This window comes from Pararhizobium antarcticum (assembly GCF_001885585.1).
In the GTDB taxonomy this organism is placed as follows: domain Bacteria; phylum Pseudomonadota; class Alphaproteobacteria; order Rhizobiales; family Rhizobiaceae; genus Pararhizobium; species Pararhizobium antarcticum.
Map to the genome: position 1 here is coordinate 81,384 of NZ_LSRP01000085.1, position 16,518 is coordinate 97,901.

16 protein-coding genes are annotated in these 16,518 nt (G+C 60.2%); 8 read left to right on the forward strand and 8 right to left on the reverse strand.

Annotation, left to right across the window (positions count from 1 at the left end):
- Positions 1-7: 7 nt before the first annotated feature.
- Positions 8-508 carry a GNAT family N-acetyltransferase gene (locus tag AX760_RS12290; protein WP_071833305.1) on the reverse strand — a complete coding sequence of 167 codons (501 nt, stop codon included), beginning with the start codon at positions 506-508 and terminating at the stop codon, positions 8-10.
- Positions 509-787: 279 nt separating this feature from the next.
- On the opposite strand from AX760_RS12290, the gene AX760_RS12295 reads away from it, so the two are divergent.
- Complete coding sequence (locus AX760_RS12295; protein WP_071833172.1) at positions 788-1,765, forward strand: glutathione S-transferase family protein; 978 nt, start codon at positions 788-790, stop codon at positions 1,763-1,765.
- A gap of 10 nt (positions 1,766-1,775) precedes the next feature.
- On the opposite strand, the gene AX760_RS12300 is transcribed toward AX760_RS12295, so the two are convergent.
- Positions 1,776-2,267, reverse strand: coding sequence for an NUDIX domain-containing protein (locus AX760_RS12300; RefSeq protein WP_071833173.1), 492 nt, complete (start codon positions 2,265-2,267; stop codon positions 1,776-1,778).
- 83 nt (positions 2,268-2,350) lie between these two features.
- Here AX760_RS12300 and AX760_RS12305 point away from each other — a divergent pair, with 83 nt between their 5' ends.
- The 4 genes from AX760_RS12305 (at position 2,351) to AX760_RS12320 (ending at position 5,537) form a co-directional block, all read left to right on the forward strand.
- The gene (locus AX760_RS12305) at positions 2,351-3,253 is read left to right on the forward strand and encodes a metallophosphoesterase family protein (protein ID WP_071833174.1); all 903 of its coding nucleotides are present in this window, start codon (positions 2,351-2,353) and stop codon (positions 3,251-3,253) included.
- Between the two features lie 167 nt (positions 3,254-3,420).
- A complete protein-coding gene (locus AX760_RS12310; protein ID WP_071833175.1) occupies positions 3,421-3,972 on the forward strand; it encodes a tetratricopeptide repeat protein in 552 nt (183 codons plus the stop codon).
- 209 nt (positions 3,973-4,181) lie between these two features.
- A complete protein-coding gene (locus AX760_RS12315; RefSeq protein WP_071833176.1) occupies positions 4,182-4,700 on the forward strand; it encodes an RNA polymerase sigma factor in 519 nt (172 codons plus the stop codon).
- A 3-nt stretch (positions 4,701-4,703) separates the two neighbouring features.
- Positions 4,704-5,537 (forward strand): anti-sigma factor family protein, encoded by an 834-nt coding sequence (locus AX760_RS12320; RefSeq protein ID WP_071833177.1) that lies wholly within the window; start codon positions 4,704-4,706, stop codon positions 5,535-5,537.
- Positions 5,538-5,656: 119 nt separating this feature from the next.
- On the opposite strand, the gene leuA is transcribed toward AX760_RS12320, so the two are convergent.
- Positions 5,657-7,366 carry a 2-isopropylmalate synthase gene (gene leuA / locus AX760_RS12325; protein WP_071833178.1) on the reverse strand — a complete coding sequence of 570 codons (1,710 nt, stop codon included), beginning with the start codon at positions 7,364-7,366 and terminating at the stop codon, positions 5,657-5,659.
- Here leuA and AX760_RS27715 point away from each other — a divergent pair.
- On the forward strand, positions 7,341-8,054 hold the full coding sequence (locus AX760_RS27715) for a type II toxin-antitoxin system Phd/YefM family antitoxin (protein ID WP_245295004.1): 714 nt from the start codon (positions 7,341-7,343) through the stop codon (positions 8,052-8,054). The genes leuA and AX760_RS27715 overlap by 26 nt on opposite strands.
- A gap of 67 nt (positions 8,055-8,121) precedes the next feature.
- Positions 8,122-8,439, forward strand: a complete 318-nt coding sequence (locus AX760_RS12340; protein ID WP_245295009.1) for a type II toxin-antitoxin system VapC family toxin — start codon at positions 8,122-8,124, stop codon at positions 8,437-8,439.
- Positions 8,440-8,495: 56 nt separating this feature from the next.
- On the opposite strand, the gene AX760_RS12345 is transcribed toward AX760_RS12340, so the two are convergent.
- The gene (locus AX760_RS12345) at positions 8,496-9,077 is read right to left on the reverse strand and encodes an ATP-dependent Clp protease proteolytic subunit (protein ID WP_071833181.1); all 582 of its coding nucleotides are present in this window, start codon (positions 9,075-9,077) and stop codon (positions 8,496-8,498) included.
- A gap of 248 nt (positions 9,078-9,325) precedes the next feature.
- Here AX760_RS12345 and AX760_RS12350 point away from each other — a divergent pair, with 248 nt between their 5' ends.
- Positions 9,326-9,907, forward strand: a complete 582-nt coding sequence (locus AX760_RS12350; protein WP_071833182.1) for a HupE/UreJ family protein — start codon at positions 9,326-9,328, stop codon at positions 9,905-9,907.
- Between the two features lie 301 nt (positions 9,908-10,208).
- Here the strand turns inward: AX760_RS12350 and queF are convergent, their stop codons facing one another.
- The 4 genes from queF to AX760_RS12370 form a co-directional block, all read right to left on the reverse strand.
- Positions 10,209-10,673 (reverse strand): preQ(1) synthase, encoded by a 465-nt coding sequence (gene queF / locus AX760_RS12355; RefSeq protein ID WP_071833183.1) that lies wholly within the window; start codon positions 10,671-10,673, stop codon positions 10,209-10,211.
- Entirely contained in the window at positions 10,670-11,593 is a 924-nt protein-coding gene (locus AX760_RS12360; protein ID WP_071833184.1) for a cation diffusion facilitator family transporter, read from the reverse strand. Before AX760_RS12360 ends, queF begins: the two co-directional genes overlap by 4 nt.
- 91 nt (positions 11,594-11,684) lie before the next feature.
- The gene (locus tag AX760_RS12365; RefSeq protein WP_071833185.1) at positions 11,685-13,874 is read right to left on the reverse strand and encodes an anthranilate synthase; all 2,190 of its coding nucleotides are present in this window, start codon (positions 13,872-13,874) and stop codon (positions 11,685-11,687) included.
- A 288-nt stretch (positions 13,875-14,162) separates the two neighbouring features.
- Positions 14,163-16,397, reverse strand: a complete 2,235-nt coding sequence (locus AX760_RS12370; RefSeq protein WP_071833186.1) for a TonB-dependent hemoglobin/transferrin/lactoferrin family receptor — start codon at positions 16,395-16,397, stop codon at positions 14,163-14,165.
- Positions 16,398-16,518: the final 121 nt, after the last annotated feature.

The window sequence follows — 16,518 nt, forward strand, 5'->3', positions numbered from 1 at the left end:
GCCGTTATCAAGCCCGGTAGGCGATGGCGCCTTCGAGCCGTGCGTGCACATCCTCAGCCATCGGAACGATCAGCACCCGGTTGGGATCGACAGGCCCCGGAAACGCGAGCGCTGCGTATTTGACCTTCTCGAAGCCGAGCGGCTGGTAATAGGGCGGGTCGCCGACAAGGATCACGCCTTCGGAGCCCTGCCGCCGGGCAGCCTCGATGGCGATCCGCACAAGTTCGCGTCCAATGCCCCGGTTCTTGTGGGAGGGGCGCACGGCGAGCGGCCCGAGCAGATGGCCCTTGACGGCCCCGGCCATCACCGGCGTCATCCGCACCGAGGCGATTGTCTCGCCATCATCGGCGCAGATGAAGGACAGGGAAAGGTCGTGTGGCCCCTGCTCGCGGATGCGTGCGGCGGCACGGGCGAACCGGCCCGGCCCGAAGGCTTCCTCATTGATGATTTCAATGGCAGCGTCGTGGGAGGCGTCTTCGGTAAGATAGACGAGGTCGTGCTTTTTCATGAACATCGGAAAACCCGGTATGCGAGACGGAAATGGGGAAGGCTTCGCCCGAGGGGGCGTTGGCAGCTTCAGCGTCGTCGCGGGTTTCCTGAAATCAGCATGGAAGGTTGGTCCATATGGCACGATTGAAAAAGTCTGGCTGCGCGGATAGCAGAAAAAGACCGCGCGTCAAAGCCAAAAACGCACTGTTCAACATTTGCGGTCTATATGGCGGGCAATTGTCCGCTATCTAGAACCAGAGAACGGACAACGCGGCGGCATCGTCGCAGGAGGCGAATGATGGGCAAGCTTGTGAACGGCATCTGGCATGATGTCTGGTACGACACCAAGGAAACCAAGGGGCATTTCAAGCGCTCCGAATCGCAGTTCCGCAACTGGGTGACTGCGGACGGGCAAGCCGGTCCGACCGGAAGCGGTGGCTTCAAGGCCGAGGCCGGGCGCTATCACCTCTATGTGTCGCTCGCCTGTCCCTGGGCGCACAGGACGCTGATCTTCCGCCAGCTCAAGCGACTCGAGGACCTGATCACAGTTTCGATCGTCGATCCGCTAATGCTCGCCAAGGGCTGGGAATTCAAGAACGAGGACGGCGGCACCGCCGATCATCTGTTCGGCTCGGAGGCGCTCTGGCAGGTCTACGTCAAGGCCGATCCGAATTATTCGGGACGCGTCACCGTGCCTGTGCTCTGGGACAGGAAGACCAACACCATGGTCTCCAACGAATCCGCCGACATCATCCGCATGTTCAACACGGCCTTTGATGCGCTGACCGGATCCGGCGTCGATTTCTACCCGCCGGCGCTGCGCGGCGAGATCGACGCACTCAATGCGACGATCTACGACACCGTCAACAATGGCGTCTACAAGGCCGGCTTCGCGACCGTTCAGGATGCCTATGAGGACAGCGTCACCAGCCTTTTTTCAACGCTCGACGATCTCGAAAAACGGCTTTCGACCCGCCGCTATCTGACCGGCCCTGAGATCACCGAGGCCGATTGGCGCCTGTTTACGACGCTGGTGCGCTTCGACCCGGTCTATGTCGGCCATTTCAAGTGCAACATCCGCCGCATTGCCGACCACCCGAACCTGCAGGGCTACCTTCAGGAACTGTACCAGATCCCGGGCATCGCAGAGACGGTCAATCTGAACCACATCAAGGCGCATTATTACCGCAGTCACACGATGATCAATCCGACAGGCGTCGTCCCGGTCGGGCCGGTTCTGGCTCTGAATGCACCCCACAGGCGCGCAGACCTGTAGCAGAGCGCGACTACCAGACGTCGGCGGGCGGCGTCGACGCAGAAAGGTCCGCAAGCCGCCGGTGCGTGGCGCTTGTCGTGCCCGGCGGGAGTGATTCAAGGGGGAAAAAGCCGGTCTCGATGATCTCACGGTCCGGCAGTTTCGGGCTGGTCTGGCGAACATTGTCACAGCGATAGAACAGCACGTGGTCGCGCTTGCTGGTCCGGATGTTGAAGTAGACATGGAACAAGACCGGCGTTTCCGAGAGCACGAGGTTGCCTTCCTCGCGCAGTTCCTTGGCGAGGGCCTGCAGTGCCGTTTCGCCGCGCTCCAGGCCACCACCCGGCATATGCCATCCCGCGACATAGGAATGTTTCACCAGAAAGATCCGCCCCTCGGCGTCGAAACAGGCAGCCCGAACGCCCAGCGTCATGCCGCGTGTCAGCGCGAAATAGCCATGCACGAGGCGGGTGAAAAGACGGGTCCGCCAGTTTCGCATCTCGGGCGGTGGCTCGCTGTTCATGATCTCATCCTCGCAAAACGGGCTGTCCGGGAAAAATGGCCCAAATGATTCCCCTTTTTGGGAATATGCGCTAGGTAACCCTTATGTTCAAACTTGCCCATATGTCCGACGTCCATCTCGGCCCGCTGCCGGATCTTTCGTTCCGGGAACTTGCCTCGAAGCGCATCACCGGTTTCGTCAACTGGCATCGCAACCGCCGCAGCCATCTTGTCGGCGACACGCTGAACCTTCTGATGGACGAGATCGAGCGCTGCAACCCCGACCACCTGGCAATCACCGGCGACCTCGTCAACCTGGCGTCGTCGCGCGAGATCGAGACGGTGACGGCCTGGCTGAAAGAGGCGGGCGAACCGGAGAATATCTCCATCGTGCCCGGCAACCACGATGCCTATGTTCCCGGCGCCTATGAGAAGACGACGCGGGCCTGGTATCCGTTCATGCGCGGCGAAAGCGGCCCGGAAACCTGGAACGAGGATTTCCACTGCTTCCCTTATCTGCGGGTTCGCGGACCCGTCGCTTTGATCGGCTGTTCGACGGCCGTCGCCACGCCGCCCTTTGCAGCCAGCGGCTATTTCGGCCGGCGGCAGGCACGCGAAACAGTCAACCTTTTGCGCGCGGCCGGAGAGGCCGGGCTGTTCCGGGTGGTGATGATCCATCACCCGCCGGTACGCGGTGCAGCCTCGATGCACAAGCGCATGCTCGGCATCCGCCGGTTTGGAGCCACCATCACCGCCGGCGGTGCCGAACTGATCCTGCATGGCCATACCCATCTCAACACGGTCAATTGGCTGAAGGGACAGATCGCGCCGGTTCCGGTCGTCGGCATCGCATCCGCCTCGCAGGGCAATGGTGGCAAGAAACCGCCGGCTGCATTCAACCTGTTTTCGATCTCCGGCGGTCCGGGGCACTGGAACTGCTCGCGCGAACGGTTTGCCCTGACCCCTGATGGCCGCTCCGTGGCGCTGGCCGAAAGCACCCGCTTCTGAGACCGCGACAGCCCTCGCCAAACGGATGAAAGCCGGTATGCTGCCGAATAATTGATCTGCCCCGTCCGTTACCCGTGCTGGACCTTAAGAGGTTCGTGGCGGCGGTCACAGGATGGCGTGCGACCAGCTGTTTGACCGTGATCCGTTTCAGCCAAGGGAGATGACCTATGATCAATCGCAAGACCGCTCTGATTGCCCTGTTTTCAGCCGTTTCGACATTCGCTCTGACCCCTGCCGCCCGTGCGGCCGGCGAGGATACAACAACGCCGCCCGCAACCACGAAAACCTCGACCGAATGCACGGACGGCAAGATCTGGGACGCGGAAAAGAAGGAATGCGTCGAACCCCAGAAAAGCGGCATGACCGACGATCTCCTCTTCGAGGCCGCGCGCGAACTGGCCTATGCCGGCCAGCATGACAACGCGCTGAAGGTGCTGGATGCCGCAAGAGATCAGAACAGCGCGCGTATCCTGAACTATCGCGGCTATTCGAACCGCAAGGCCGGCCGCGTCGAACTCGGCATGACCTACTACAAGCGTGCGCTCCAGGCCGACGAGAACTACATTCTCGCCCGCTCCTACATGGGCCAGGCGTTGTTCGAACAGGGCGAGATCCAGGAAGCCAAGGTGCAGCTGATCGAAATTCGCGACCGGGGCGGCGAGAACAGCTGGGCCTACCGCGCCCTTCTCGAGACGCTCGGCGGTATACGCCAGTATTGATGCACTCTTCTGATATCGGCCGGCCTCCGCCACCGCGCGCTCCGGCCGATACCAGCATCCGACCCTTGAAAACGGCAGACGAACGGTAAAATCTGGCCCTTCGCCCGGCTCTTGGCTTGCGGACAGGCAATCAAATGTTTCATATCAATCGGCGTGTTCCCTGCACCGACGAATAAAAGATTGATCCGGAACGTTTCTTTGGAAGAGCAATGCGCCAAGCGACAGAATCGAATGAGTTCAGACGGGATTTGGTCAGTTTTTTGCCCAAATTGCGCCGTTTTGCGATGACGTTGACGCGAAATGCCGCAGATGCCGATGACCTGGTGCAGGAAGCCTGCGAGCGGGCCATCACACGCAGCCACCTTTGGAATGGCGAAGGACGGCTGGAAAGCTGGATCTATGCAATGACACGCAATCTCTGGATCGATGAAATCAGGAAACGCAAGGTGCGCACCGGCGGCGGGACCGTCGACATTGCCGACCAGGACGAACTGACGATCGAAGCCTCCGGTGAAAAAGCGGTCTATGCAAACCAGTTGCAGAAGATGATCCTGTCGATGCCGGAAGGCCTCGCCAGTGTCTTTGTCCTGGTTAATGTCGAGGGACACAGCTACCGCGAGGCGGCAACGATTTTGAACATTCCGATCGGCACGGTGATGAGCCGCCTGTCCACGGCCCGCATGCGGCTGGCCGCGATGATTTCAGACACGACGGAAAGGAGGGCCTGAGCGTTGCAGAATACAAAAGGTCTTTCCCTGGAGATCCGGCTTTCCGCTTACATGGATGGCGAAGTCAGCGACGCGGAACGCCGTGAACTGGAAGAACTGGTTGCACACGACGACGAGGCGCGCCGGATTCTGGAACTGCTGCAGGCAGGCACCCAGTTTGGCAACAAGGCATTCGAGGATTTCCTCCACGACCCCGTGCCACTGGCGCTGGTGCGCCAGATCAAGCAGGGTACCACAGCCAGCCCGAAGGCAGAACGTTTGACAGCCACTGCGCCCAGCCGCCACAGTGAGCGCCTCTGGCCCCGTGCGCTGGCAGCCTCGGTTGCCATGCTGCTGGTCGGCGGATCCACCGGTTACATTCTCGGCATGGCCAACAGCGGCCCCCCTGCGGTCACGCAGGTGGCGGCCGCGCGCTCCTGGCTCGACGACATTGCCGACTATCACCGCATTTACGCGCGACAGGAAAAACACCTGGTCGAGGTGCCGGCTGCAGAGGGCGAAGCGGCGATCCGGACATGGCTTGCTTCCAGCGTCGGCGTGGACTTCACGATCCCGCAACTGGCCAAGGACGGCCTGACCTTCGAGGGCGCCCGTCTGCTGGTCGCTGCCGGCAAGCCGGTGGCGCAGTTGATGTACCGGAATGCTGAGGGAGAGGTCTTTGCCATCTGCTTCCTGAAAAGCGAACCGATCGGCGAACAGGGCATGCTCAGGGAGAGCATGCGCGACGATCTGGCGATGGTCTCTTGGCAGAAATCCGGAGCATCCTACGTGGTCGTCGGCCCGTCCGCGGATGCAAGCCTGCGACGCTTGGCAGAAACCGTCTCCACCGACATCTGAATTCCACCCTGCCCGAGCAACTGTCTGCGAGTGATGGAGCGCCCCCTCAATCGCAGACAGCCGCCCCCCGTTGGGAGGCGGCTGTTCCACGCAAGCGGATGTGGTGCAGGCCGATGTGATCAGGCGTCTTTACCCTGGAGCAGGGTATTGGCGGCCGAGACGATGGCCTCCAGCGAAGCCCCGACGATGTTGGTGTTGATGCCGACACCGAAAAGCTTGCCGCCGGGATGCTCGACCTCGACATAGGCAATGGCCGCAGCATTCGAGCCGTGCTGCAAAGAGTGCTCGGAATAGTCGGCAACCGACATGTCGATGCCGAGATAGATCGACAGGGCATTGATGAAGCCGTCGATGGGGCCGGTGCCCCTGCCCTCGATCCGCTTGGTTTCACCATTGTCGATGATCTCGGCGGCGACGACACGCGCCCCCTTCTGCTCACCGACCGGGTAGGTGTGGTGATCGACATAACGGATGCGGGCGCCCGGCTGCTCGACGTAACGCTCGAGGAAGCGTTCATGGATAGCCTTGGAGGGCAGCTCCTTGCCGTGCTCGTCGGTGATGCGCTGGATATCCTCGCGGAACTCCACCTGCAGGTTGCGTGGCAGGTTGATGCCGTAGTCTTCCTGCAGAATATAGGCGATGCCGCCCTTGCCGGACTGCGAGTTGATGCGGATGATCGCCTCGTAGGAGCGGCCGACATCGCGGGGATCGATCGGCAGGTAGGGCACTTCCCAGAGCGGCTTGTTGGCCTGCTTGATCGCCTTCATGCCCTTGTTGATCGCATCCTGGTGCGAGCCGGAAAACGCGGTATAGACGAGCTCGCCGACATAAGGGTGGCGTTCGGGAATGATCATCTGGTTGGAATACTGGTAGACGTCCTTGATCCGCTCGATATCGGAGCAATCAAGCATCGGATCGATGCCCTGCGTGAACATGTTGAGCGCCAAAGTCACCACGTCGACATTGCCGGTGCGCTCGCCATTGCCGAACAGTGTGCCTTCGACGCGGTCGGCACCGGCCATCAGGCCGAGTTCGGTGGCTGCGATGCCGGTACCGCGGTCATTGTGCGGGTGCAGTGAAATGATCAGGTTTTCGCGATTGTCGAGGTTGCGGCACATCCACTCGATCTGATCGGCATAGATATTCGGCGTCGCCATCTCGACCGTCGACGGCAGGTTGAGGATCAGCTTGTTGTCCGCGGTCGGCTGGATGATTTCAGCCACCGCGTTGCAGATATCCAGCGCCACTTCCAGCTCGGTGCCGGTAAAGCTTTCCGGAGAATACTCAAAGCGGAAGCCGCCACCAGCCTTGGCCGCCATGTCGGCAATCATCTTGGCGGCGTCGGTGGCGATCTGCTTGATGCCGCGCACGTCCTTGGCAAACACAACACGGCGCTGCAGTTCACTGGTGGAATTGTAAAAATGCACGATCGGCTTCGTCGCGCCCTGCAGGGCTTCGAACGTGCGGGTGATCAATTCCGGCCGGCACTGCACCAGGACCTGCAACGACACGTCGGCAGGCACATTGCTTTCCTCGACGCACCAGCGCGCGAAATCGAAGTCCGTCTGCGATGCCGAGGGAAAGCCGATCTCGATTTCCTTGAAGCCCATGTCGAGCAGGAGCTGGAACATGCGGGCCTTGCGGTCATGGCCCATCGGATCGACCAGCGACTGGTTTCCGTCACGCAGGTCCACGGAACACCAGATGGGTGCCTTGGTGATGGTCTTGCCGGGCCAGGTGCGGTCGGCAAGGTTGATCTGCGGATAGGGCTGATACTTGACGCTCGCGTCGGGCATGCCCTGCTTGATGGTGTGGGACTTCAAAATCATTGCGGCTTCTCTTCGTCATGAGGCGCTTTGTCCGCATGCAATAACCGATCATCGACCGCATTGCGATGGCAAATGGCGCTACGTGGGTTCTTTTGTCTTCAGATTTTCAGAGGAAGGCAAGGAGCTGGGGCCGGTGGGCTTTGGGCCACCGGGCGCTCCTTTAAAGAACCCGGCAACCGCGCGTAAGGCCGAGGAGAAGAAGCGATGTGAAGGCGCGCGAACGCTCACGCACGGCGTTACGCCCGCGGGAAACCTGTTCGATGATCTGTGCGCCTGTCTTCAACATGAAGCGGTGTATAGGCGCAGATGGAAAAAAGGGCAAGGGGCGCCAAAAGAAAAGGCGAATTGCCCGAAAGGATGCAATCGCGCCACGTTTGCGAATGGTGTCGAGTGGCGTTACCATCCTCTCATGACCCAGATCCCGCTCCGCGAAGCCGAAACCCAGTTGATTGAGCTTGCCCGCCGCGTCGAGGCCGGCGAAAGCATTACCGTGACGCACGACGGCAAGCCGCTGATGCAACTGGTGCCCGTCAAGAAGAAGGGCGGGATCAATTGGGAGGGCCTTGAGGCGTTTAAAAACGAGCGCGGGATCGACCAGTTTGTCACTTACATTTCTCCCGATTTCGACGATCCGCTTCCGGAAGATTTTTTGATAACTCCACTTCCCCCCTTCAAGAACGGGCCATGAAGCTTCTCCTCGACACCCATGTATTCATTGCATTTCTGAACGCGCAAACCGGACTGCTGCCTTCAAAATCAACGAAGTCCTATCGAACAATTCTCCCGATCTTTATGTCAGCGTCGCCACGCTTTGGGAAATGGCGATAAAATGGCGGCTGGGAAAGCTCGAATTTGGTATGGCACTTGAAGATTTAACCGCTGCGGCCCGGAGCGGAGACATCCAAATTCTGGCAATTACCGAGCATCACGCGCTTCATCATGTCGAGCCCGAGCCGCCTACCCGAGATCCATTCGATCGACTGTTGCTCGCCCAATGTGCCATCGAAGACATGCGGCTGGTCACAATTGATCGCGCCCTCGCCAACCACCCGTTGTCGGCGACCTCCTCTTAAAACGAAACCCCGCCAGTTGCCCGGCGGGGTCCAAAACATGAGCGACAGAAATCAGCTCAGATTTCCGAAGCGTTGGTCACAACACGGGAGACGAGACCGTAGGTCTTGGCTTCCTCGGCCGACAGCCAATAGTCGCGGTCGGTGTCCTTGGCGATCTTTTCGTAGGACTGGCCGGTCGCTGCCGCAAAAATACGGTTCAGGCGCTCGTTCATCTTGATGATTTCGCGCGCCTGGATTTCGATGTCCGATGCCATGCCGCGCGTCCCGCCCGAGGGTTGGTGCAAAAGGAAGCGGGTGTTCGGCAGGCAAATGCGCCGTTCCTTCGGAGCCGACACATAGATCAGCGCACCGGCGGAGGCGACCCAGCCGGTCCCGATCATCCAGACCTTCGGCTTGATGAACTGGATCATGTCATGGATGCTGTCGCCGGACTCGACGTGGCCGCCCGGCGAATTGACGAAGATCCGGATGTCGTCGTCGCTGGCAGCCGATAGCGCTACGAGCTGCGAGCAGACCTTCTGTGCCAGTTCCTGGTTGATCGGGCCGTAGATAAAGATCGAGCGCGACTTAAAAAGGTTCGCCTCTGTTTCCTTGCCCAAAGGCAGTTCCGTTTTCTTGTCGTCCTCGTCTTCGTTCATTCGCATTCTCCGCGATAGATGTGTGTTTTCCAGTCGCCCTCAGATAAGGCGACTCGACTGTGAAAACAATGCAACAAAAGCCCATGGCCGCGAAAGGGGCAATCAAGCGCAGTGTTGCCCTATGGTAAAGATCTCGGATTAAGGCAATTGCCGTATGGACAGAAAGACGATCGCCCATAATATGCCCCGGACAGAATTCGCATCTGGCGGCCGCGGCTCCCACGCATCCGCCCAAAAATGGGGTCCTCATGCAAAAACGTACTCTGCTGACAGCCGCCGCCCTGCTCATCGCTTCCAGTGCGCCGGCCTTCGCCCATCTTGACCCGGCCGAGCACGGCTCGCTGCTGGCCGGTATCAGCCATCCGCTGGTCGGTCTCGATCACATCCTGGTCATGGTGGCCGTTGGCCTTTGGGCCTCCCAGATCGGCGGAAAGGCCCTGTTGGCTGTTCCGGGCGCCTTTGTCGGCACCATGGCGACCGGTTTCCTGCTCGCCATGGTCGGCGTCCAGCTTCCCTTCGTCGAACCCGCCATCCTCGCCTCGGTCGTTGCGCTCGGTCTGCTTGTCGCCATGGCCATTCGCATGCCGGCGGCGGCCAGTGCGGCTGTCGTCGGGGTGTTTGCACTGTTCCATGGCTACGCCCATGGCGGAGAACTGGGTGCCGCCGGCGCCCTGCCCTTCGGCCTCGGTTTCGTAATCGCGACTGCGCTGCTGCATCTCGCCGGCATCGCCCTTGGCCTCGGCATCAACCGTCTCGCATCCGGCCGCGTCCTGTCGCGGATCATCGGCGGCGTGACGGCGCTGGCCGGCGTGGCGCTGATCGTCAACTGAAACCCTGTTGGATTGCGATAACGACGGCGGGCAAAAAGCCCGCCGTGAGTTTGCTGACAAACCCCAGAACTACCTCTGGGAGTGATGTGGCCCCTCACTCTCCGTCTTCCTCGCCCTTGTGGCGGGGATCCAGTGCCCCGATGTCTGTCGGGTCAAAAGACTCTTTTCGCCCAAGGACTTGGGCGACTGGATTCCTGTGACAGGCGCAGGAATGACGGAGGACGTGGGATCCCCGTTTCGATCACGGACAGTCATTCCAAGCAGCAGAAAACTGGTTTGTCAGCAGCCCGCCGTTTCCGTTTCAGCCCCGGCCGCGATAGGGCTGCACGCCCTGATCCGGAAGCCAGACGCCTTCCGGCGGTTTGCCCGTCTGCCAGAAGACATCGATCGGAATACCGCCGCGCGGATACCAGTAGGCACCGATGCGCAGCCATTTCGGCGACAGAAGATCGACCAGACGCTTGGCAATGTCGATGGTGCAATCCTCATGGAAGGCGCCGTGATTGCGGAAGGAATGCAGAAAAAGCTTCAGCGACTTCGATTCGACCAGCCATCCATCCGGCACGTAGTCGATGACGATATGGGCAAAATCGGGCTGACCGGTCATCGGGCAGAGCGAGGTGAATTCCGGCGCGGTGAAACGCACGACGAAATCTGTGCCCGCATGATGGCTCGGTACGCGTTCGAGGACAGCATCCTCTGGTGATTGTGGTGACGAAACGGCCTGGCCAAGCTGTGACAGGCCGGAAACATCGGTGGTGCTCATTTTTTCAGTCCTTCGATAACCTTGACCCGAATGCCGTGGGCCTTTTCACTTTCCGGTTCGACGTGGATGGCAATCTTCGCGCCCGGATGCACCACGCGGATCGCATCCTCCAGCCGGTCGCAGATATCATGGGCATCGCCGACCGGCATGGCGGCCGGAACCACCATGTGGAAATCGACGAAGATCGCCGCTCCCGCCTCGCGGGTCTTCAGGTCGTGCACGCCGAGCGAGCCGGTCGCGTTGGCGGCGATCGCCTGCTTGATTGCCTCTTCCTCCTCGGCCGGGACCGCCCTGTCCATCAGGCCATCTACGGAGCGGCTGATCACTTTCCAGCCCTGGTAGAGAATATTGAAGGCAACGAGGATGGCCAGCAGCGGATCGAGCACCGCATAGCCGGTGACGATCGCAAGCACGAGCCCGATGAGGACGCCGATCGACGTCACCACGTCGGAGAAAATATGATGACCATCGGCCGACAGCGCCGGTGACCGCAGCGACCGTCCGGCCCGGATCAGCGTATAGGCCCAGATGGCATTGACGACGCCCGCCAGCACATTGATGGCCAGGCCGATGACCGGGGCCTCCATCGGGCGCGGCTCCAGCACGGCCGGGATGGCTTCCCAGACGATCAGAAGCGCCGCCACCACGATCAGCACGCCTTCGATGACTGCGGACAGATACTCCGCCTTGTAGTGCCCGAAGGGATGATCGGCATCCGCCGGCTTGGCGGCATAGCCGATCACGACGAAGGCGACGATCGCGGCGATGACGTTGACGATCGATTCCAGCGCATCGGACAAAAGCGCGACGGAACCTGTCATCCACCAGGCAAGCATTTTCAGCCCGAGCACGAGGATAGCCAGCGGTATGCCCCAGAACGCGATGCGTTGGGCCTTGTTGACCTGAGTGTTCGTCGCCATCACTGGCTCCCATCTGCATTTAACGCACTACAATAGAAACGACCGCCGCACCGGGTCGGGTGCGGCGGTCTTGACCCTCACAACCCTTTGATCAGGCGGCTTTGATCTTCGCCCGCTTGGCCAGATGCGACACCACGTTCTCGATCATCCGCATGCCGGCGTCGCCACCCAGCGTCATGATCGATTCCGGGTGGAACTGCACGGCGGCGATCGGTTCCTTGGTGTGCTCGATGCCCATGATCGTGCCGTCATCGCTTTCGGCGGTGATCATGAAATCGCGCGGCAGCGTCGAGGGATCGGCAAAGATCGAGTGATAACGGCCGACCGTGACTTCCTTGCCGAGACCGGAAAAGACGATGCCGGGCTCCAGCACGCGAATGCGCGACGGCTTGCCGTGCATCGGCACCGCGAGATGCCTGAGTTCGCCGCCATAGGCTTCGGCGAGCGCCTGCAGGCCAAGGCAGACGCCGAAGATCGGCAGGTCGCGGGCCCGCGCCTTCTTGATTGTCGCCTTGCAGTCGAAATCCTTCGGCGAGCCGGGACCGGGCGACAAAACGACAAGATCGGGCTTGACGCTGTCGAAGATATCTTCCGATACCGGCGAGCGCACGGTGCTGACGGTCGCGCCGGTCTGGCGGAAATAGTTGGCCAGCGTATGGACGAAACTGTCCTCGTGATCGACGAGCAGGATGCTGACGCCCGCACCGACCGCCGCGACATCGCGGCCGGACTTGCGGTTGTTGGCGGACTTCGCATCGCGGATGGCGGAAATCATGGCGGATGCCTTCAGTTCGGTTTCGGCTTCTTCTTCGTCCGGATTGCTGTCATTGAGCAATGTGGCACCGGCGCGCACCTCGGCAATGCCGTCCTTGATGCGGATCGTGCGCAGCGTCAGCCCCGTGTTCATGTCGCCATTGAAGCCAACCATGCCGATGGCGCCGCCATACCAGGCGCGCGGGCTCTTTTCATGCGCTTCGATGAATCGCATGGCCCAGAGTTTCGGCGCACCGGTGACGGTGACCGCCCAGGCATGCGACAGAAAGCCGTCAAAGGCGTCCATGTCGTCGCGCAGCCGGCCTTCGATATGATCGACCGTATGGATGAGCCGCGAATACATCTCGATCTGCCGGCGGCCGATGACCTTGACCGAACCAGGCTCGCAGACACGGGACTTGTCGTTGCGATCGACGTCGGAGCACATGGTCAACTCTGACTCGTCCTTCTTGGAATTCAGGAGCTTGAGGATCTGTTCGCTATCGGCGATCGGATCATCGCCGCGCTTGATCGTGCCTGAGATCGGGCACGTTTCGATCCGGCGCCCCGATACGCGCACGAACATTTCCGGCGAAGCACCGACCAGATATTCCTGGTTTCCGAGATTGATGAAGAAGGAATAGGGCGACGGGTTGATCGCCTTCAGGCGATTGGAAATCTCCGACGGCTTGCTCTCGCAGCGCTCGAAGAATTTCTGACCGGGTACGACTTCGAAGAGATCGCCGCGACGGAAGCTTTCCTTGGCCTTGGTCACCAGTTCGGCATATTCGCCGGGCCGATGGTCGCCATGCGGCGGGATGCTGTCGACGGTGTGGAAGGGTTCGGACGGGATATCGCCCGCCTTGCCGTGCGTATCCAGCCCGTCCTTGGAGAAATCATAACGATCGATCCAGGCCTTCGCCGAATAATGATCGACGACGAGGATTTCGTCGGGCAGGAACAGCACCATGTCGCGCTGGTCGTCCGGGCGCTTGAGCTTCAATTCGATCGCATCGAACTGGAAGGCAAGATCATAACCGAAGGCACCATAGAGGCCGAGGCTTGCATCTTCCTTGGAAAAGAACAGGCCGGTGACGGCGCGAAGGACCGTGAAGACGGTCGGCATCTTCGAGCGCTCTTCCTCGGTAAACACCCGGTCCGGCAGGTTGATCGAAAGGTCCAGCCGGCGCGTCGATGCGGCGCCCAGCGTGATGTCCGCAACCGTCTCCAGATGTGCCGAAATCATCGCGAGCAGCACTTCGCCGCGCGCGTTATAGGCTTCGATCCAGAGCGCGCGGCCAAACGACGAGATGCCGAGCGGCGGATCGATGATGGCCGTATCCCAGCGCGTATAGCGGCCCGGATATTCGTAATTGGAGGAAAACACGGCGCCGCGCCGCTCGTCGAGGCGGTCGACATAACCGGAAATCGCCTCCGCATAGGGGGCTTCGCGCCTGCGCCGCGTCACCGCGATCCCGCCCTTGGTGGTGTAGGATTCCGCGCCGTCGTCCAGAATTATGGTCGCCATTCTCTCGCTCCGTTCAGCCCGGCTCAAGCGCGGCCCGAATACAAAAAAGCCGCCTCGAAACTTCGGGCGGCTCATCGTCTCAATCACGCATGACTGGTCAAGGCCGCTTTAGCGAGCCCACCACCAGATTGCAATGTTGCGTGCCTGTGTCATGGGCGAATTGTTAGCCTGCGAAACTGGATTGCGCAAGCGGGTGCGAGGCGAAAAAGCGGACCGCCGTCCAACAGCCAGGAAAAAGGCGCGATCCTTTCGAACCGCGCCTCTTCGGCTTTCGTCTGGAGGCGAAACTCAGAACCGCTGCGTCAGCGAAACCTTGAAGGTCCGGCCGGGCTCGGAATACCACGACTGTGGCTGTGAGCTCACGGCCGTGAGGTTTACATCACGCGTGGCCAGAGCGCTGTAGTATTCCTTATCGAAGACATTGTAGACGCCGGCCTGGATGCGAAGGCCTTCAGCCTGGGCTGGAGTCCACCACGTCGTGAAATCAACGATGCCATAGCCCGGCGCATCGAAGGTTGTCGTAGCACCGTCATCGGGCATGTTGGACGAAAGCGTGGACGAGAGATCGAAACCATAGATCTCATTGCTCCAACCGGCGCCGACAATTGCCTTGACTGGTGCGACAGACCGCAGTCGCGCATTGGTGTCGCCGTTCTTGCCATAGGCGTAAGCAAGCGACGCATGCAGATTGATGCCATTGTCGAAAGCCTTGGTTGCCGCGAGTTCGACGCCCGAAATCGTCGCTTCGCTGACATTGGTGTAGTTGAACTCCATGATCCCAGTTTTCTGGTTGGTGGTCGTGACGGTTTCGATGAAGTTCTCGTACCTGTTGTGGAAGGCCGAAACCCTGCCAGTCATGCCGCCAGCGTCGAAGGTCGAACCGACCTCAAAGCCGTTGCCCGTTTCCGGTTCCAGATTGGGATTGCCGAGTTGCGCATAGTTACCCATCGGATTGTAGAAGCGGCTGTAGAGTTCGTCTACTGTCGGCGCCCGGAAGGCCATCGCCCATTGCGCATAGACCTGAAGGTCTGCCGATATGTCGTAACTTGCCAGTAACTTCGGCGAGAACTGCGATTCCTGGCGATCGATCAGCGGACCAAACACGGGCAGGGCCGGATTATTGGCAAAGCCACCGCCTGTCGATGGCTTGTAATCGAACCAGTCGAAGCGCAGCCCGGGCGTCAGAGAAAAGCTGTTGCCGAAGTCGATTTTGTCCTCGATACTGAAGCCGAACGTCGATCCATCGACATCGGGAACTTCAGCCTGATTGTTGAGCATCGGGCATGTTACCGGAGTCGGGCAAAGCGCGAAGCTGTATTGGCTCCAGTCGGATTTGGCGGTCTGGAGGCTGGCGCGAACAGAATGGGACAGACCGCCAGCATCGAAGTCCTTGGTGGCCGCAGCGTTGAAGCCGAAGGTATCGTTTTCGATTTCGTTGTTTCGTCCATAGGGAATACCGAGAGCATTGCTGCCATCCGTACCCGATTCCTTTTTCAGGCTCTGCCAATAAAGTGTCGAGCGAGCCGTCGTGAAAAATGCGTCGGACGACATAGCTTCATAGCTATAGTCCAGTGAAAGTCGATCGCGCTGCCGCTGTTCGCGGCCATCGTAGTCACCGATCTGATAGGTGCGGCCGGGCCCCTGAAGCTCGCGTAGGTCGGTGTTGAGTTCACGATTGAAACGCTCGGCGGTCAGACCGATCTTGTGGCCGCCCTCAAGCTCCTGACGAACCTTGAAAAGCAGGTTGTACTGATCGAAATCGGCGGGGTCAGCTTTGGTGCGGGTCGCGCCGTAGGTGTCCGTGTCGCCCGCTTTGGTGCGTTCGTTGCCCTTGCGATAACCACCCTGGAAAAGGATGGACGTGTTTTCGATTCTCTGAGCAGCGGCGGCCGAGCCTGAAAGGCTCCGATCTTCCGTGTCATAGGTCGACTTGACGATTGCGCCCCAGTTGCGCCCCTCGGTGATAAGGTCTTCGGGTTCTAGGGTGTTGACGACGATTGCCCCTCCAAGCATGCCTGACCCTGCCCTGCTTGAATCCGCCCCACGCACAATATCGAGCGAGGACAGCGAGTCGAAGTCAAAGGTGTCTGCCCCGCCATTTGCATTGCTTGTCGCGAATGCACCCTGGCGTGCGCTGTTGGAAAGATAGGGGATGGGAATTCCATCCACCAACGTGATAACGCGTGGGCCCGACAGCCCGCGCAGGTTGAAGCCAGCGTCGGCGCGCGAATAGTTGACACCGGCATCCACGCTACGCCCGATATCGTCGAAGCTTGTCACCTGCTTTTCTGTGAGTTCGTCCTGACTGACATTAGTTGCCAGCGGCGTGTCGGCAACACCCTCGCCACCGGACGTCACGGTGATCACCTTGAGGACCGTCACCCGATCCTGTTTCTTCAGTACACCATTTGTCTCGGACGGCTCCTCGGCCGGAGCACTCTGGGAAAATGATGGGGACGCAGACACAAGCGCAAAAAGCGTCGTGCATGCCAAAAGCGCCGTGCGATACCGCCGGTTCGTCATGGACCAATCCTTTGAAAGTTTCACCGGGCTGGCTGCAGAGACGATCCGCTCAAGGGGCTGGCTAGGCATGGGTTCGATAGAAGCAGGCAACAAAGCGTCGCCTTGTTTATGTCGAATAAAA